At 49.7% G+C, this 19114-nt stretch carries 17 protein-coding genes; 4 read left to right on the top strand and 13 right to left on the bottom strand.

From position 1 onward, the window contains the following. Positions 1-23: 23 nt before the first annotated feature. The 12 genes from K9N57_15735 to K9N57_15680 all read right to left on the bottom strand — a co-directional run bounded on the left by K9N57_15735 (position 24) and on the right by K9N57_15680 (position 12141). A complete protein-coding gene (locus tag K9N57_15735; GenBank protein ID MCF7805636.1) occupies positions 24-935 on the bottom strand; it encodes an MlaD family protein in 912 nt (303 codons plus the stop codon). Beyond that, complete coding sequence (gene hprK, locus K9N57_15730) at positions 935-1906, bottom strand: HPr(Ser) kinase/phosphatase (GenBank protein MCF7805635.1); 972 nt, start codon at positions 1904-1906, stop codon at positions 935-937. The genes K9N57_15735 and hprK overlap by 1 nt, the downstream gene beginning before the upstream one ends. A gap of 8 nt (positions 1907-1914) precedes the next feature. Then, a complete protein-coding gene (gene raiA, locus K9N57_15725; protein ID MCF7805634.1) occupies positions 1915-2205 on the bottom strand; it encodes a ribosome-associated translation inhibitor RaiA in 291 nt (96 codons plus the stop codon). Between the two features lie 52 nt (positions 2206-2257). Continuing rightward, a complete protein-coding gene (locus K9N57_15720; GenBank protein MCF7805633.1) occupies positions 2258-3127 on the bottom strand; it encodes a tyrosine recombinase XerC in 870 nt (289 codons plus the stop codon). Positions 3128-3165: 38 nt separating this feature from the next. Next, positions 3166-4179 (bottom strand): RluA family pseudouridine synthase, encoded by a 1014-nt coding sequence (locus tag K9N57_15715; GenBank protein ID MCF7805632.1) that lies wholly within the window; start codon positions 4177-4179, stop codon positions 3166-3168. A 215-nt stretch (positions 4180-4394) separates the two neighbouring features. After that, complete coding sequence (locus K9N57_15710) at positions 4395-4757, bottom strand: TraR/DksA family transcriptional regulator (protein ID MCF7805631.1); 363 nt, start codon at positions 4755-4757, stop codon at positions 4395-4397. Between the two features lie 24 nt (positions 4758-4781). Further along, a complete protein-coding gene (ileS, locus tag K9N57_15705) occupies positions 4782-7868 on the bottom strand; it encodes an isoleucine--tRNA ligase (protein ID MCF7805630.1) in 3087 nt (1028 codons plus the stop codon). A gap of 79 nt (positions 7869-7947) precedes the next feature. Continuing rightward, complete coding sequence (locus tag K9N57_15700) at positions 7948-8181, bottom strand: DUF2905 domain-containing protein (GenBank protein ID MCF7805629.1); 234 nt, start codon at positions 8179-8181, stop codon at positions 7948-7950. Between the two features lies 1 nt (position 8182). Further along, positions 8183-9058 carry an S-methyl-5'-thioadenosine phosphorylase gene (mtnP, locus tag K9N57_15695; protein ID MCF7805628.1) on the bottom strand — a complete coding sequence of 292 codons (876 nt, stop codon included), beginning with the start codon at positions 9056-9058 and terminating at the stop codon, positions 8183-8185. Positions 9059-9254: 196 nt separating this feature from the next. Next, positions 9255-10763 (bottom strand): DegQ family serine endoprotease, encoded by a 1509-nt coding sequence (locus tag K9N57_15690; protein ID MCF7805627.1) that lies wholly within the window; start codon positions 10761-10763, stop codon positions 9255-9257. Positions 10764-10959: 196 nt separating this feature from the next. Then, complete coding sequence (locus K9N57_15685; GenBank protein MCF7805626.1) at positions 10960-11418, bottom strand: hypothetical protein; 459 nt, start codon at positions 11416-11418, stop codon at positions 10960-10962. A gap of 120 nt (positions 11419-11538) precedes the next feature. Next, positions 11539-12141: a hypothetical protein gene (locus K9N57_15680; GenBank protein MCF7805625.1), complete on the bottom strand. Its 603-nt coding sequence runs from the start codon at positions 12139-12141 to the stop codon at positions 11539-11541. 182 nt (positions 12142-12323) lie between these two features. On the opposite strand from K9N57_15680, the gene K9N57_15675 reads away from it, so the two are divergent. From K9N57_15675 to K9N57_15660, 4 genes are read left to right on the top strand one after another with little or no spacing between them, the layout of a single operon-like run. Beyond that, positions 12324-12968: a TetR/AcrR family transcriptional regulator gene (locus tag K9N57_15675; protein ID MCF7805624.1), complete on the top strand. Its 645-nt coding sequence runs from the start codon at positions 12324-12326 to the stop codon at positions 12966-12968. Further along, a complete protein-coding gene (locus tag K9N57_15670; protein ID MCF7805623.1) occupies positions 12968-14320 on the top strand; it encodes a TolC family protein in 1353 nt (450 codons plus the stop codon). The genes K9N57_15675 and K9N57_15670 overlap by 1 nt, the downstream gene beginning before the upstream one ends. Before the next feature lie 21 nt (positions 14321-14341). Next, entirely contained in the window at positions 14342-15469 is a 1128-nt protein-coding gene (locus tag K9N57_15665) for an efflux RND transporter periplasmic adaptor subunit (protein ID MCF7805622.1), read from the top strand. Next, positions 15466-18564, top strand: coding sequence for an efflux RND transporter permease subunit (locus tag K9N57_15660; GenBank protein MCF7805621.1), 3099 nt, complete (start codon positions 15466-15468; stop codon positions 18562-18564). The genes K9N57_15665 and K9N57_15660 overlap by 4 nt, the downstream gene beginning before the upstream one ends. Positions 18565-18688: 124 nt before the next feature. Here the strand turns inward: K9N57_15660 and K9N57_15655 are convergent, their stop codons facing one another. Then, on the bottom strand, positions 18689-19108 hold the full coding sequence (locus K9N57_15655; protein ID MCF7805620.1) for an SRPBCC domain-containing protein: 420 nt from the start codon (positions 19106-19108) through the stop codon (positions 18689-18691). Positions 19109-19114 lie beyond the last annotated feature (6 nt).

Raw genomic sequence — 19114 nt, 5'->3', positions numbered from 1 at the left:
AACTCCCCTATGTCTTCAATCGGTTAAAAAGGACTGACTTTAACATTCAGATATTTCTTTGGATTTTTCTTTATATCGATAATAAGTGAGTCTAATGAGACGACCGAATGGCTGAGTTGGCGGTACAATGAGTCATTTTGAACCAGTCGGCCAATACTCGTATTCGGATTATTCATTTTATCAATCAAAACCTGGGTGGAGTCAGATAAAGTACTAACTTTATTTGCGAGAGATTCACTGGTTGCCAAGAGAGTTTTGGCCCGGTCCTCTTCCGTCCCAAGGAAATTCCGAAGGATCCTCGAACTTTCCTCCAGATTTTCCACGGTGGTTTTAATCGCCCTGGCGTTGACCCGCATCAGTGTATCAACCTGCCCGGTGGTCGATGCGACGTTCTCCATCACGGATCGCAGATTTCTCTCGGAATCAGCAGTATCAGCTCCGAGAACCTCTTTTAAACTACGGACAGTCACAAGGAGATCGGATAACAGCGTATCAAAATCGTCCTCGCGATCTTCCAAAACTCCCGCCAAATCCATAATCCCCGGCACGTATTCACCGGTGATCACCTTTCCTTGGGGCAGTGCTCTTCTGGCCCGGCCCGGACTGAGATCGATCTTCTTTCCGCCCATTAATTCAGCATTCACAATTGCCGCACTTGCGTCTTCGCGTACCGAGATATTCTTATTCACACGAACCTTGACCAAGACGGAATCCTGGATAATCTCCAACGACTTGACCCGACCGACATTCACCCCGGATACACTGACAATATCGCTAGCCGTCAACCCACCTACCTGGGCAAATTTCATGGTAAGTTCCTGGGATTTACTGCTAAACAGTGCGCCTCGGCCCCACAAAATAACTGAGATGACTGCCACTACCCCAATGATGACTGTTGCCCCAACCAGGAGCTCCATTTTCCGCTGTTTATCCACTATTCAAAATCCCGGCTAAGATATTCTCGGAGATTTGATTGTTCTTCGAGTTTTTTCATTAACTCCGCCTGGAACTCTTTCGCAGGATTTTCACCATAGAGTTTCAGGAGTTGATTCAGCGCAATTACTTCGCTGATGACTGTAATATTCTTCCCGGGGAAAATCGGCAGTTTTATCAGTGGTATCTCCACACCAAGGATATCGGTAAACTCGTCATCGATCCCGAGATCCTGGTAATTTACATCGTCGTCCCACTCGGTCAGTTCGATTACCACTTCCAGCCGCTTTTGCGCCCGGATACTCCGGATACCAAAAAGCCGGCGGACATCAATAACGCCAACCCCCCGGACTTCCACATGATGCTCAAGCAATTCGTGTCCGCTGCCGATTAGTACTTGTGAGGCCTCTCTGCGCACCTTCACAAGGTCATCCGCGACCAATCGATGCCCCCGCTCTACAAGATCCAGGGCGACCTCGCTCTTGCCAATACCACTTTTGCCAGTAAAAATCACGCCAATACCATAGATATCCACCATGCTACCATGGATATTGGTGGAGGGCGCAAATCTGCTGCTCAGTACCTCATTCGCCTGACTCATAAAGTCCGTGGCGGACAGTGTGGTCTGGAGAATCGGGATGTTGTGTTCTTCGGCAAGGTCGATAACGACATCCGCTGGCTCAAGGCTGTTGGCAAAGATGACGCACGGAACATTCATCCGGAAAAACCGGGAGATCATATTGTGGACGTCCTCGTCCGGCAGCGTAGTCAGAAACGCCATTTCCTTATTGCCAAAGATCTGGATGCGATCCGGGACAAAGAAGTCCCAGTATCCCACCAGTTCCAGGCCGGGGCGGTTCATTTGAGCGGTTGTAATCTCCCGCTTCAGGCTCACATCGCCATTCAGGTGGGTCAGTGAGAGGGTTTCGCCCTGGTTTTCCAGGAATTCTGCGAGTGTGATTTTTTTACTCAATCGTTTCCTTAAGAATGACTGATTATTTTCCCTTTATATTTTTTCAACCGTCGCCGCATTTTATTTACGGCATCATCAATTGCTTTCATGACATCACCCTGTTGAGCGCTGACAGCCAGTGTTTTTCCGGATACGCGTAGTATGACCTCCACCATATAATCGTTGCCTTCCTGATCAAAGACAATCTGACCATCGACAATTCGATCCCAATACTGGGACAGGTTTTCAACTTCCTGTAAAGCATATTCTTTATAATTATCCGATAATTCAAAATGGCGTACGGTCAATTCTAATTGCATCACAGCCTCCTCATTCTTACCGGTTTACGCATATATAGTGAAAGGAATACTCCTACTCCGCTCTCGGGTGTGCCTGTTTATACACCTCCTTCATTTTTCCAACTTTTACATGAGTATAGATTTGAGTGGTCGACAGACTTTCGTGTCCCAGCAGATCCTTGACTGCCCGCAAATCTGCCCCATGGTCAAGCAGGTGTGTCGCGAAGGAATGGCGCAACGTATGGGGCGACACATTGTTCTGTTCGCTCACTTCGGTGAGATATTTCGTAACGCGATTACGAATTTGCCTGTCGGAAATCTGTCGGTTCCGATTGTTCACGAACACCGGCATGGCGTTCGTATATTTACGTATTTTAAATTTTCGTTTCCGCTTATCGAAGTAATGTTCAAGTGTTTCATCCGCAATATCGGAGTACGGGACAATGCGTTCCTTACTCCCTTTACCATGTACCCGAATTGTCTGCTTTCGCCGGTTAATCTGTTCCAGTGAAAGCTGCGCCAGCTCGCTGATTCGCATTCCGGTGCTATAAAACAATTCTAAAATGGCTCTGTCCCTGGCCCCAATGAATACGGACGTATCCGGACTTTCCATAATAGCGGTAATTTCCGTTTCGCCCAGGTATTTTGGCAGCGTTTTCTTTACCTTTGGCGTACTGATGGTCACCGTCGGATTTTTGTTCACGCGATCTGTTTTGACCGCCCAGCCATACATGGATTTCAGCGCGGCCAGTTTTCGGGCAATAGATTTCCGGCTGATTCCGTCTTCCACCAACTTTCCGAGGAAATGCCTCACGGTGGTTTTATCCACATCGCCTTGTTTCATCTTATCCACACCGAAATATTCCTGGCAAAATTCAAGAAACTGACTGAGGTCTTCCTTGTATGCTCGAATAGTATGGGGGGAGAATCGTTTCTCCTCCAAGGAAGTGAGAAAATCCGTTTTTAGATCCGTTAACAAATTCATGCCTGGAATAGAACGCGTTTGCGCTCCTCCATTAATTCGTGAGCCTTGATAAAATCTTCGGGCAATGGCGCCTCCAGCTCCATCCATTTGCCCGTCCATGGATGGTTAAACCCGATCCTGAATGCGTGCAGCGCCTGGCGATTCAGGATCTCCAGGAGCCGCGCCCCCCACTTCCGATCGGAGACGGCCAGCGACTTTAAACGCTTCGAACGACCGTTATACATTGAATCCCCGATAACCGGGTGTCCCATGCTGGTACAATGCACCCGGATCTGGTGTGTCCGTCCGGTTTCAATCCGAAGTTGGAGCAGGCTTGTAATGTCGTGATCTTCCAGCACTTCATAATGAGTCACCGCCCGCTTCCCCTGGGGTTGGGGCGCAAATTTTTTCCGATCTCTGGGATGCCTCCCGATGGCTTTCCGGATGGTCCCGGTTGACCGCTTCGGTCTACCCCACACCCATGCCCGATATTCTTTCTCCACCACACGATCCTCAAACTGCCGGGATAACCGCCGGTGCGTTTCCTCATCTTTGGCTACCAGTAACACGCCCGAGGTCTCCTTATCCAGGCGATGCACCAACCCTGGGCGGATTTCGCTATCGGTCTCTGCCAGTTTTTCGGTGTGGTGCAGCAATGCGTTCACAAGTGTACCGGTACTATTGCCGACGCCGGGATGCACCACAATATCCGGCTCTTTATTGACGGCAATCATCCTGGCATCTTCATAAATGATATCCAGCGGAATGGGTTCCGGCTCTATTTCCAATGATGGCTTTTCAGGAATGGTAACGCGAATTTCATCGCCTGGGGAAATACTGTAACTCTGCTTCACCGGGTTTTCGTTGACTAAAACCTGATGATCATCAATTAATTGCTGTAGTTGGGACCGGGAGACCTGATGAATTGCACGGGAGAGGTATTTATCGACGCGCTCCCCGTCCTTTCGTTTTGGCGGTACTGTGATATATATGGTCTCTGCTTCCGTGGTATTCTCGATATTGTCCTTCATAAATATAATTTCTCTTATGAAGACAATGTATCAGATAAATCACATATTTTCATTATAATTACCGGAATTCTACCGGTTTCCGCTGCTCACGAACCCTTCAGCGTGACCTGAGCTGAAGCAATTATTGAGTGATAACCACGAAGTTGTGCTGCTACAGCGGAATTATTAAGACAGGGGGGAAAATACAGGATTTATACACTCATTTTAAGAGTTGATCACCGCCGTTCGCGGTTTTTACATGCAACGCAATGGGTAGTATGCGGCACTTCTTCAAGACGTTCTTTTTTGATAGCTTCACCACAGGAGGCGCAATAACCGTACTCACCGCTCTCAATCCGCTCCAGTGCCGCATTCAGATGGGATAGGTATTTATTTTCGCGCGCTAACCAGAGGAATGCTTTCTCCCTTTCCTGGGCATCGGTACCGACATCGGCCATATGATATGCGTAGGTGGAATCGCTGGATCCGGTTGAAGAATCGCTCGTCGCATTCTCTCGAATAGCTTCCAGTTCTTCCTGCAATTTTTTCCTCTTTTTCAGGATAATATCCTTAAAATATTCCAGTTGCTTCTGCTCCATCCCTTATATACTCCTTTGCTCCTGTTAGACTCGCTCAATCGTTACTTGAATTTCATTATCTCCGACAGTAAAGGTTTCCGTATAATCCCCGACAATATTATTAGATGAAAGTTCGTCAGCCAGCACCTCATTTCCAAAGTATTCCGCATGTTCTTCCAATGCTTCTTTCAGATCCCCTGCCGCTTTATAGCCTACCCGGATATGATCTTCAACCTGGTATCCGGCCTCCTTCCGCATATTTTGGACATATCGTACCAGGTCCCGGACCATCCCTTCTTTTTTAAGTACTTCGGTGATCTCTGTATCAATGGCCACAAGATACCCGACGTCTTCAACAACGGCAAGGTCTTCCGGTTCTACCGTCTCCACATCAATCTCCTCAGGCAACAGGGCTACGGACTCCTGGTCCAGTTCCAACGTCACTGAACTGCCGTCCTCCACCTGTTTGGCGACGGCCTCCTGGTCCGTTTTTTCAAGCGCCGCTTTAATCTGTGGTACCAGATTGCCGTATTTTTTTCCGATAGCACTGAAATTTGGTGTGACTTTATACTCCACTAATTCGTCAATTTCTTCCACCACTTCCAGGGACTTAATATTCAGTTCCTGCAATATCTGTTTTTCAAGATTATGGATCGCATCGACCTCATAGCTATACCGCGGCTTAATCTGCATATTCTGCAATGGCTGACGCACCTTAATGTTCGCCTTATTCCGCGCTGCGCGACCAAGGCTGACCACCTTAATTACCGTATCGATTTCCCGGATGAGAACCTCGTCAATCAATGCCTCATCTGCATCAGGAAAAGCCGTCAGATGAATGCTTTCCGATGCATCATTGGCAATATCGGTTACCAGGTTTTGGTACATCTCTTCGGTGAAAAACGGGACAACCGGCGCCAACAATTTCGACAGCGTGACCAACGACTCGTACAGCGTATGATAAGCACTGTATTTATCCGTATCGTTCTCACTGCGCCAGAATCTACGGCGGCTCCGTCGCACGTACCAGTTACTCAAATCATCAATAAACCGCTCCGACTCACGCATAAACATCGCCACGTTGAACTCGGAATAGGCTTTGTGCGCCGTCTGAATTAACTGATGCAGTTTGGCGATTGCCCAGCGATCCAGTTCGGAGCGCTCTTCCACCGGAATAAAATTTTCTTCCGGATGGAATTCGTCGATATTGGCATAGGTCACAAAAAATGAATACGTATTCCAGAGCGTCAGGATACGTTTTCGGATTTCATCGGCAATGCTGTAGCCGAAATTGAGGTTTTGCACGGGATTCTGAGTGGCATAAATCCACCGCATCACGTCGACGCCCATGTGGTCGGCCGCTTCATCAAAGGGAATGGAGTTTCCACTGCTTTTGTGCATCTCTTCACCGTGCTCATCCTTGACAAGTGCATGCCCCAGCAGCGTCTTGAACGGTGGCTCATTTTCCAGTACCGTACTCATAGCCAGCAGGGAATAGAACCAGTTTCTGAACTGTCCAGGAAGGCTTTCGGTGACGAAATCCGCCGGGAACCACTTTTCCCAATACTCATGATTGGTCAAATAGTGCATGGTGGAATACGGAACAATTCCCGCATCCAGCCACGGATTCCCCACATCCGGTACCCGGGTCATTTGCCCGCCACACTCTTCGCACTCGATTTTCACCTTGTCAATATGCGGCTTATGCGGTGTGTGTCCCTCGAATTTATCCCAGCCTTCCACCGCCCTTTCATACAATTCACCTTTACTTCCGACGACGGAAAAGGTATCGCAATCATCACACTCCCAAATCGGCAGTGCCAGCCCCCAGTAACGCTTTTTGGAGATGTTCCAGTCATCCATGTTCCGGAGCCAATCCAGCTCGTGGTCAAGACCGTAGGACGGGATCCAGTTTATCTGCTTAGCCACCTCCATAATATCGTATCGGATTTCATCCATATCGATAAACCACTCGTCCACAAGCCGGAAAACCACTTCCGTACCGCAACGCCAGCACACCGGATATCTATGTGTGATCTGCTCCCGGTGAAAGAGCCGGCCTTTTTCCTTCAAATTCTTGAAAATATCTTTCGTAATGTCTGCTGCGGCCTGTCCCGACAACCAGTCGAACCCCTCGAGATACACTCCGGCTTCGTCCAATGGTGCAATTACAGCGAGGTCGAATTCTTTACTCAGCTGAAAGTCCTCACGACCGCAACCGGGAGCAATATGCACGATACCGGAACCGTCATCCTCGCTTACTTCCTCCCAGGGAATAACCTTATGCTCAATGCCCTCTTGTACCGGGAGTTCATCAAAGGGCCCCTCATACTGAAGACCGAGAAGCTCTTTGCCCTTCAGTTCCTCAACAATCTCCCACTTGTCATCAAGGATTTCCTGGCGTTCTTTGGCAAGATAAATCGCTTCCTCACCATCCGAGACTTTAATATAATCCAAATCTTCTTTAACCGCGGCTGCCACATTCGAGGACAACGTCCACGGAGTTGTTGTCCAGACCAGGAGCGATTCGTTCTCCCGATCCACCAGCGGAAACTTCACATAAATACTGGGATGGGTGATCTCTTTATATCCCTCGGTGGCAATCTCATGCTCAGAAAGCGCCGTTCCGCAACGCGGACACCATGGCATCACATCTTCCCCCTGGTACAGCATGTCCCGCTCGTTAATCTGTTTCAGGAAGTGCCAGATGGTGTAATTATTTTCTTCGGACATCGTATAGTACGAGTTATCCCAGTCCATCCAATATCCCAGGCGGATGGATTGCTCCGTCTGGACCTCGGAATACTTAATCACCCGTTCCTTGCACTTCTGGACAAAGCGATCAATCCCGTACTCTTCGATATCCCGCTTGTTTTCGAAGCCGAGTTCCTTTTCCACTTCCACTTCCACCCATAATCCCTGGCAATCGAATCCATTCTGATACCGGAGCTGGTGCCCGTTCATGGCATGATATCGCTGGTACAGATCCTTGTATGTCCGTCCCCAGGCATGGTGAACACCCATCGGATTATTTGCAGTAATGGGACCGTCCAGAAACGACCAGCGCGGTTTATCCTCGTTCTTTTTCACCAGTTTCTGGAAAATAGATTCGTTCTCCCAGAACCGGAGCATCCGGTGCTCCAGATCTATAAAATCGGTGTGACTATCAACTGCTTTAAACTGTCCCAATGCTGCCTAATCCTTCGTTTAATTACCGCTTAAATAACCATAAAATTCCGGTCAATATTAGACTAATTAAAATACTAGTGGTTAAAGGGAAATAAAAGGTAAAATTGTCCTTTTCAATACGGATATCTCCCGGTAATTGCCCAAGTTTTTGGAGCAACGGGACATCCCGTAAAACCCACAGCAGACCACCGATTACGACCAAAATGCCGCCAGCCTTCATTATCCATTTTCCGACTTCACCGAGCCCCTGATCCATATTACTCCTCTGGCAGATATTTCTCCAAAATTACACCCATATCCTGCCGCTTTTTCAATGGTATTGTGGCTGGGTCAGTGAGCAAGGCGTCCTCCAGTGCTGATTCACATTTGCACTCCCGGGGGAGAGTAAAATCCTGGAGCGCAGCGGCAACCACTTCTCTGGCCTTTACGACCGCTTTTTGGAAATTTTCGATGACAGCGGTGGTCGAAACGGCATCTAGCCCCTCGTGCCAGCTATCGTAATCGGTGACAATAGCCAATGTGGAGAAGCACATTTCCGCTTCTCTGGCCAGTTTGGCCTCTGCCAGACTGGTCATTCCGATCACATCCATCCCCCATGATTTGTAGAGTATCGACTCCGCACGGGTGGAAAACGCCGGTCCTTCAATATTCAAATATGTGCCTCCCTTATGAATATTGTCTGTCACCGATTTACCGGCATTATAAAAATGTGTGGCGAGTTCATCACAAATCGGATGCGAAAACCCGATATGCGCGATAACTCCATCACCAAAAAACGTGTGTCGGGCGCCGGTTTTCGTCCGGTCCACAAATTGATCTACCACGACCATATCCTGTGGTGGAAGATCTTCCCGGAAGCTCCCAACGGCGGACGTTGTCAGAATCCATTCCACTCCCAGCGATTTCATTCCATAGATATTTGCCTTCACATTGATCTCGGACGGCATAATATGATGCTGCCTCCCGTGCCGTGCCAGGAAGACAATCTTTAAATCATTAAATGTACCGAGACGATACGCGTCGGACGGGGCTCCAAAGGGCGTATCAATCTCAATATCCTCGTCCCACTTAATCCCTGGGATATCATAAAATCCGGTGCCGCCGATTATTCCGATAGTTCGCTGCTGTGCCATAAAACGATTCCTCGATTGCTAGACTTTCTAAATGAATGGAAAGTTAGATCCGCGGCATATACAAATCAAGCGAGTCCGTCAGTTTTCCCGCTAATTTTACGTACCTTCGAATTCACCAACACATGGATATAAAATAAATACGCCCCGACAGAAATCCGTCGGGGCGTATTTGCTTCTTGTAATGTGGACTAAGGTGTTATTCTTCAGGGATGGTAAATCCCGCGAAGAAGGAATTATCGCCTGCCTGCACTACCAGGAGAACCGACTCACCCGGTTCGTACTCTGAAATGGACTGCCGGTATTCTTCCACATTTTCTATAGGATTGTTCAATCCGACATGGGTTATTACGTGGCCCGGTCGAATATTCTTTTCTGCTGCAGGTGAACCCCGTTCGACTTCGGTGACAAGTACCCCGACGTCGACCGACAGTTCAAATCGTTGCGCCATCTGTGGAGTAATATTTTGGAGCGTCATTCCAAAGTCGGATATTTCATCTTCCTCCGGCGCTTCGCTCCTGCTGGCTAAATTTTCCGGTAGCTCGCCGAGTTCCACGGTGACCGTCTTTTCATTCCCTTCCCGTATAATAGTCAGCTTATGCTTGGTATCGGGTTCTCGGCTGGCAATCCGTGTCCGGAGATCACTACTGTTCCGGATTTGTTTACCATCCACAGCGGTAATCACATCGCCAACCTGGAGATCTGCGTTAGCCGCGGGACTATCCTCAACAATCTCAAGCACTGCGGCTCCGTTCGGCCGGTCCATGTCCATGGATTTCGCGATATCACTGTCGACGTCCTGAATCCGGACACCAAGCCATGCCCTGACAACGCGTCCTCTTTCAATTAGGTCGTTCATGATTCTCGTGGCCATGTTAATGGGAATTGCGAATCCGACTCCCTGATTACCGCCGCTTCTGGTGGCAATAGCAGTGTTGATACCTACTAGCTGTCCATACAGGTTAACCAGCGCACCACCGGAATTTCCGGGATTGATTGCGGCATCTGTCTGAATAAAATCTTCGTATAAATCCCGATTCCGCCGTCTCATCACGTCGGTGCGCCCTTTAGCCGAGACTATGCCGGCCGTGACTGTGTGCTGTAGTTGTTCGGAAAACGGACTTCCGATAGCCAGGACCCACTCTCCAACCTTCAACTCCTCTGAATTACCAATCTGGATAGCGGGGAGATCATCCGCGTCAATCTTCACGACGGCGATATCGGTCATGGGATCACTCTTGACCTCTTCGGCCTGGAATTCACGACCATCCTTGAGTTTGACCATAATTTCTTCACCCTGGGATATTACATGATGGTTGGTCAGAATATATCCATCGTCACTTACGATAACCCCGGATCCCAATGCCCGAGTTCTAAATTCTTCTCTGGGGCCAAACCGATCAAAGAACTCTTCGAACGGTGAATTTTTCAGTTGTGGATGCTCTACTACTTTTGTCGTCCGGATAGTCACGACTGATTTGGTTGTTTTCTCTGCAATATCGACAAATGCTTTATTCAGAGATAATACGGCATTCTGCGAATCCGAATCCAGCTCGGACTCGGACTTGGATACATTCATCACCGGTTCCGGTCCTGCTGCCTGGCCCTGCTGGGTCCACTCGAAATCAGATAGCAAAATTAACGCGACAATAAATCCAACACTAAACAGACTAATTCCCAGAAAAATACGCGAAAGTGTTTTTCTCATCTACGCCTCCTTGGTTCCAAAGGTCCTGCAGTAATTTTCATTTTAAGCATTTTCATTTAATGCGTTTGAAAATGAGAAGTTTCGAGAAATCTTACAGTAGTTTTTTATTTTTCTTTCCAATCGTAAAAAGGTAAAAACTGTGGAGGGCAATAACAATTCAGGAGGGAAAAGCCAGGAAGGACCTGGGCACGGTACCTTATTTAAACATCGCCTTGATAGTACCCCAGGTATGGTGGGTACTTGAGATCTTGGGTGAAACCTGAATATTCTCTGTGATGCTTGACGTTTTATCGGTAAAAACAATCCGAATCCGGTAGGTATAGACCCGCCCGGAAAGGAAGCTGCCGCCATCCGGCTTTTGAAACATATCAGAAGTATCAATGATTTCGTAGTAAGACGGTTCGCCTTTTGCCAGAACCACTCCATCATCCACAACATCAAACGAACTATTATTCACGCTACGCTCGACCTGAAATTGCTTCACACCATCCTCGTTCCCGGTTTCCCACGCAATGACGATCCCGTTTTCCTGTGCGGAATACTCTGCGGAATAGTTCGTGATATAGTCCTGCCCCATCAGCGGCATGGTAAGCAGGCAGAGATAAAAGACTATTAATAAATGATGGATTCGGATATGTGAGTCTAGGTCATTCATAGAATTTTGGTTAATATTACACGGCAGCCCCTTTGAAATCAAGGCTTTTTATCATCTATCCCATTGATGAGATGGACTTGTTGTACACATCACATCCCAGGGAGTTCCCTCCCAAACCTCTCATTTTCGCAGGAAATCCCTGACAAAGGTCACCCGCAACGAGAAACCAGTAAGCGGATTTTTTTCGGTGGCCAGTACGGTATCATCGTACCACCAATTGTCTGTTTCCTCAAAATCGTGAAAATACCCGAGTTCCACGCCAAACCGGTTATTGAGTCTGAGCCCTGCAAGGAATCCAAACCGGGTACTGTTCTCGCCGGAAATTCCGCTGGGAATATACATAATTCGCCAGCCAAAATACGGATGGGTATTCCCCTGTTTTCCCAGGGTAGCCACCTTATAATACGTAAAATCCAGGTTGGTATTGGGTGTCAAAAATGCCCCAAAATTTATGATATCCCCACCACTTCGCGGCTTCTCGCGAAGTTGATACGTATAATCAATACCTGTGCCATAGAGTGGAATCCCCAGATGGAACCCGAAGTCGCTCCGCTCACTTAGTCCCCGCCGCCAAGTAATCACCGGGAGAATTGTTTCGCTGCTTACGGTAACCGTCCGCATTTTTTCGCCTGGCTCAAGCACATCGGGTGAAATGGTAGAGTGTGCTGCACACCCTGTCATAAGCAGGGCTACAGCGGCCAGAATGATCAGATATTGTTTCATGTGGTAGTTTACATGATTCACAGAACGAGAAAGTAGGGGCATTGTGTAAAAAAGACAAGACGGTTTTAGATCCGCCCCTTAAAACTTATACCAATATTTTACATCCAGAATGCAAAAAAGATTTGCTGATACTTGCCGGATCGCATATCTTACCGACCGGTAAGTAAAGAAAGGAATTATACGTGACACCAGCAGAAAACGGGAACCAGGCCAATCGTGAAAAAATTCTCGAAGTGGCAGCAAACCTCTTTGCCAATCATGGATACAACGGCGTATCCGTCCGGGAAATCGCCGAAGCAGCTGACGTAACCAAACCGGTTATCTATTACTATTTTGAAAACAAAGAAGATCTTCATCGAACGCTAATCCAAACGGCCTTCAGACACGCAGCAGAAATCCATGAGCAGGTGTACCAGTCCAACCAGCCGGCGGATAAACAACTCCGAGACATCATGCGATCCCATTTCCGGTATTGTCTCGAGAATCCTGATGTAGTCAAAATTTTATACGATACAATCGGGAAGAACATCAATGAAAAAGGGTTGACCGCCGGTCGCCCGGCGATGCTGGATACCGGCCGGGAATTTCGAAAATTTTCGGATTTCGTACGCACCGGCCAGGAGCGGGGCCAATTTAACCCCGACCTGAATCCGATGAAGGTAGGAATGATGTTTCTCGGGATTATGAATATTTTCATCGTCACGCAGCTTCATTCCAAGCGTACCTTGCTTTCCGACGAGTTTGCCGATGAGCTCATGGATATTCTTTTATACGGAATTGCTAACAACCAGAAACTGGATGCATCCTCCAGGGAGGAGCACAATTGATGAAATTCGCAGGTCATTTCCTACTGGCGTGGTTCATGCTGATGCTGACTTTTAGTCCGGTACAAGCCCAGTCACCGCCAGACACGCTAACTATTACCCTGAACTCCGCCCAGCAGATTGCGCTGGAGAAAAATCCACGCCTGCAATCGGCGGAAAAAGACATTCGGAAAGCCTCCGCACAAGCTGCGCAGGCTCGTGGGAATTTACTCCCCCGGCTGAATGCCTATACGAACTATAACCACAATTTTGAGCTCCCGATTTTTACCATCGATTTTGGCGGACAGAAACAATCGTTCCGTGCCGGGAGCAAGGAGAATATCACGGCTGGTCTGCAATTACAACAGCCGCTGTTCCGCGGAGGCTCGATCTATTCCGGTTATCAAATGGCGCGGTTCGGCGAACAAGTATCGGAGAACCAGGCAAAGATCACCCGACAGCAGATTCTACTGGAAGTCCGGCAGGCGTATTATAACGCGTTGTTTACCAAAGAATTAATTGCGGTGGCCGAAGAAGCCCTGCAAAATGTCCAGCGGAACTACGAGCAGGTCCAAAAACAGAAGGATGTCGGCACAGCCAGCGGATTTGATCTACTCCGGGCACAGGTGCAGGTGTCCAACACCCGACCGCAGCTCATCGCCGCCCAACACCGGCACGATCAGGCGCTCACGGGACTCCGCACGACCATTGGACTGGACAGAGAGACTCCGATTACGGTGTCCGGCAGCCTGACCCAGAAACGGACGAATTGGGCCGACAGCTCTCTGGCTGCCCTGCAGCAGTTGGCGCTCGATCAACGCCTGGAAATGGTCAACGTCCGGCTACAACGATCGATGCAAAAGGAGAGTCTGGATATCGCCCGCGCCCAGTACATGCCGACGCTTGCTATGTCTGCCAACCTTCAGCACCAGATGCAGGAGGATGACCTGAACCTGGATAATGAGGATTTCATCCGGAGCGTGTCCGGCGGCTTGTCACTCTCCATTCCCCTGTTTTCAGGCGGCTCGAACTATGCCGGCGTCCAACAGGCAAAAGTTGAATTACGCAAGGTAAACGATACGGAACAGCAAGTCCGGAACATGATCGCGGCTGAAGTGGAATCGGCCTATTACTCCCTGGTGGACGCCCGGGAAAAGCTGGATTCCCAGACCCAGACAATCCAGCAGGCTGAAGAGAGTTTGCGCCTGGCAGAATTGATGTATCAGGAAGGGACTGCCACCCAGCTGGATGTCCTGAATGCTCAGCTGGCTCTTCAGCAGGCCCGATCAAACTATTCGCAATATTTGCTTCAATATAACGTGGCCGCCGATCAATTGCGGAAAGCCCTCAACGAATTAAATCCGCCAACGTTTTAATGAATAAATAAGGAAATTGTTATGTATTATCGAAAAACAGTACTCTTGCTCTCCCTTCTGCTCATGACCTTCATGGTTAATTGCTCGGAAGATACCTCCGGTGAGACGGCTGAAGAAGAGGTGGTCGCCGTCGAAGTCTTTCCTGTTCAGCGGATGGAGGTGCATCGCACGCTGAATCTCCTGGGAGATATTCACGCCAAACAGTCCGTCCGGGTATTCTCCAAGGTGCCGGACCGGATTATGAAATTCCACGTTGATATGGGCGATACGGTGACCCAGGATCAACTGATCGCTGAGATCCAAAACGAAAGTATCCGTTCCCGCGTGAAGCAGGTCGAGGCAAATCTGGCGCAGGCGCTATCCCAGCTGGATAACCTGGAGAACGAATTCCAGCGGATGCAGCGATTATATAAAGAAGATGCGGTGAGTCAGCAGCAATACGATGGCACAAAAACTCAGCTCGAGGCAACCCGGGCGCAGGTCAGGTCGCTGCAGGAAGGGCTGAACCAGGCAAAAACCCAGTTGGAAGAATCGTACATCCGGTCTCCCCTGAACGGGTTGATTGGCCAGCGATTCCTGGAAGTCGGGGACATGGCGTCCCAGACTCCGGTGGTATCGGTAGTTCAAATGGACACGGTGAAGGTGCTCGTGAATGTTATCGAACGCCACGCACCGGAGATCCGGGTTGGGCTGCAGGCACAGACCACAGTCAATGGGCTCCCGGATACCGTTTTCTACGGCACCGTCACTAAAGTTAGTCCGGTGATTGATCCGATGTCGCGTATGGTCCGCACCGAAATCGAGATCCCGAATTCCGACTATCTGCTTCGACCGGGGATGTTTGCGGAAGTGAAGATTCTGTTGGAGACCCGACCGAACGCGCTGGTTATTCCGAAATACGCCATCCTGCAGAAGACCGAAATGGCCAGAGGTGCCGACGGACAACAGCGGATTACCAGAGAAAACCATGTGTACACGATCCAGAACGATATGGCTCAATACCGCACTATTGAAATCGGTATCGAGGAAGAAGGCATGGTGGAAGTAACCTCCGGCCTCCGGGAAAACGATCCGGTGGTGCTGCTCGGCCAGAACAACCTCCAGGATTCAACTCGCGTCAGAGTCGTTGAGGAGGATCAGGTAATATGATACTTTCACGAATATCCATTAAACGGGGCATCACGTTTACGATGCTCTTCCTGATCATCATCGGGTTCGGGTTGTTTTCCCTGAGCCGGTTAAAGGTTGATCTCTTCCCCGATGTGACCTTTCCCATCATCGGGATCATTACCCAGTATGAAGGCGTTGGGCCCTACGATATGGAAAACGTGGTGACCCGCCCGCTGGAAGAAGCGGTCACCTCCGTGGAAAATGTGGAGACCATTAATTCCCGCTCCATGAGCGGGACCTCGATCCTGATCATCGAATTCGACTGGGGAACCGATATGGATCAGGCCGAGATCGACGTCCGGAAAAATATCGATTTGGTCAGAGAAATGCTTCCGGACGATGTTACTGAGCCAATCACCTTTGCGTTCGATCCGTCGATGCAACCCATCGCTTTCCTGGCTATGAACAGCGAACAACTCGGTCAGGCAGAATTACGACGCATTGCCAGGGAGCGTATCGAGCCACGCATCGAACGGATTCCGGGGGTAGCGTCTGCGGATGCCCAGGGTGGCCTGGAACGTCAAATCAACGTGATGGTTGATCCTCGGGAACTCGCTGCGAAAGGCGTGGATATCAACCAGATTACCAACGCCATCAGAATGGAAAATCTCCAGATCCCCGGCGGACAAATTGAAGAAGGCATGAGCGAGTTCAGCGTTCGGACCTACGGTGAGTTTCAGTCTGTGGATGATATCAGGAAGGTTGTCGTCGGACAAAAAAACGCGGCAGCCATCCACCTGGAGCAAGTCGCCGAGGTGACGGACGGGTTTAAAGAACGGACCAGCTATGTAAAAAATAACGGGAAAGAGAGCGTCGTTCTCGTTGTGATGAAACAGTCGGACGCCAATACGGTGAATGCCACAGAATCGGTGCTGGAAGCTATCCCATCTCTGGAAAATGTTGCCGGTTCGGACGTGCAAATTGAAGTGATTTACGATATGGCGAGTTTCATCGAGGAGTCCATTCAGAACCTGACCAATACCGCACTCCAGGCTTTTCTGCTGGCAGGCTTGGTTCTGCTGTTTTTCCTCCGGAATATTCGGAGTGCTATCATTGTCGCCGTCTCTATCCCGGTTTCGGTCATTGCCACCTTTTTTGTGATGGATATGGCTGGCGTTACGCTGAACATCATCTCGATGGCGGGGCTGGCACTCGCGATCGGGATGCTGGTGGATAATTCCATCGTGGTGCTGGAAAATATCTTCCGGCACCGGGAGCAGGGTGAAGAGATCCGTTCCGCGGCAGACGAAGGTACATCAGAAGTGAGTATGGCCATCGTGGCCTCCACGCTCACGACTCTTGCGGTTTTTGTCCCAATCCTGTTCGTGCCGGGCATTGCCGGTGTGCTGTTTAACGACATGGCCGTTACTATCGTATTTTCCCTGGCGGCCAGTCTGTTTGTTGCGCTGACTCTGATTCCGCTCATGGCCTCCCGGATGCTCCGGATGGACGACATCGCGCGAAAATCCGAATTTATTACGAAACTGACCGGTTGGGTAACCTCAAGTCTCAGGTGGCTGGACGATCGTTATTTTACAGCGCTGAAATATGCACTCAGTCACAGAAAGACAGTCGTCTTTACGTCCATCGGCCTGTTCGCAATTTCCCTGTTACTCTTCCCGATTATCGGGGCTGAGTTTATGTCGGACACCGACGAAGGTATGATCCAGTTATCCGTGGAGCGCGCTGTGGGAACGAATCTGGCAGAAACCCGGAAAACCTTCCAGGAGATGGAGCGGCTGGTTCAGCAAAAAGTGCCGGAAGCCGAAAACGTGTACGTCAATTACGGAACGGGGGAAGGATTCAGCGCCCTGTTCGGAACGGCCAGCGCCAATTCCGGTGAAATTATGGTGCGGCTGGTCGACCAGGACGAACGTGAACGGTCCCAGTTTGACATTCAGGATACTCTCAGGCATTACTTTGACAAGTTCCCTGGCGTTGAGATGTCCTTTAGCCAGGGCGGCGGCAATATGTTCGGCGGCAGGGATATTGAAGTCGTAATCAAAGGGCATGATCTGGATATCGGCCGGCAACTGGCTACCCGCGTTGAGGAACGGATGGCCAAGATCGACGGTATTGTGGATGTACAAAAATCGTTCGATGTCGGGAAACCGGAATACCAGGTGCGGTTCGATCGGAACAGGCTTTCGGCCTTCGGACTGAGTACGGCTGCCGTGTCGCGTTCTATTTCCAGCTATGTCGGCGGGACGATTGCTACGCAGTACCGGGATGGCGGAGAGGAATATAACGTCTTCGTCCAGTTGCAGCGTCCGTTCCGGAACAGCAAACAGGATCTCTCCAACCTGTTCATTTCAACGCCCACCGGACTTCAGATCCCGCTGGAACAGATTGCCACTATCTACCGGGATGAAAGCCCGGTAACCATCGAACGGGAAGACCAGGAACGCGTGGTCGCGGTCAGCGCAAACGTCACCGACCGGGATCTCCGAAGTGTCACGGCTGATGTGCAATCTATGCTCAACGATATGAGCTTTCCTGATGAATTCCGCTGGGAACTCGGTGGGGCCGCCGAGGATTTCCAGGAATCGTTTCAGGCGCTTGGTCTGGCGATTCTCGCAGCGATACTCCTGGTGTATATGGTGATGGCCAGCCAGTTTGAGTCGTTCCTGGATCCCTTCGTAATCCTGTTCACGATTCCCCTGGCCTTTATCGGCGTGCTGTGGGGACTCTTCGTCACGGGGACCACCCTGAGCGTTACTGCACTCATCGGTGGTATGCTTCTGGTCGGTATTGTGGTGAACAACGGAATTGTAATGATCGATTACATCAACCAGCTGCGGGAAAAACACGGGTATTCACTGACCGATGCCATTTTGGAAGGCGGACGCCGAAGACTTCGTCCCGTGCTAATGACTGCGGTAACGACTATCCTGGCCATGCTTCCGCTGGCATTCGGAGTGGGAGCCAGTGCGGAGACCTGGTCGCCGATGGCGCGTTCAGTCATTGGCGGTTTGACGGTGGCGACTGTGTTGACGCTGGTAGTTATCCCGACACTGTATAATATCTTTGAAGTCCGGATACTGAAACGGGCACAGAAGAAGGCGGCAAGGTAGTAGAGTAAAGTATTTTGACACATGCCTGCCCCTTCTCCGACAGGCTCAGGATGACACTTGTGCCATGTGGTTCTAAACAAGATCAACACAGCCTCATTTGCCCTCGTAAATGAGGCTGTGTTATTTACGGATGCGGTAACCCTTTTCCCGTTTCGCAATACATACGGAGGCTATACAGATAGCCAGCCCAGTCATAGCTACACATAGGATAAATGCCGTCTTTGGACTCCCAGTTTCGGTGGCTGAAAAGCACACTGGAACCTTTGTCTGATTCCGAAATATTAAACTCGATCCCGGTTCCCTTCCACTCCGGATGTCCTCCGAGACAGTGCCACCGCACGGTCGACGGAGAATCGAGCTCTTCGATTTCCATCCTGAATACGGTCTGACGCTCATTAAACCCAAATCGGGCAACAGTTCCCACTTCAGGCTTGGCTTCCGTATCCACTGCCCACCAGTTCGAGAGACCTTCCGTCGTGGTTACCGCCTCATAAATTTTTTCCGGTGGAGCGTCAATATCCAATTGATGTATAATGTCCGGCATGTCTTC

This window comes from Candidatus Neomarinimicrobiota bacterium (assembly GCA_021734025.1).
Lineage (GTDB): Bacteria > Fidelibacterota > JAANXI01 > JAANXI01 > JAANXI01 > JAANXI01.
Note: the sequence above shows the minus strand (reverse complement) of the source record. Positions and strands in the feature narration are given on the sequence as shown.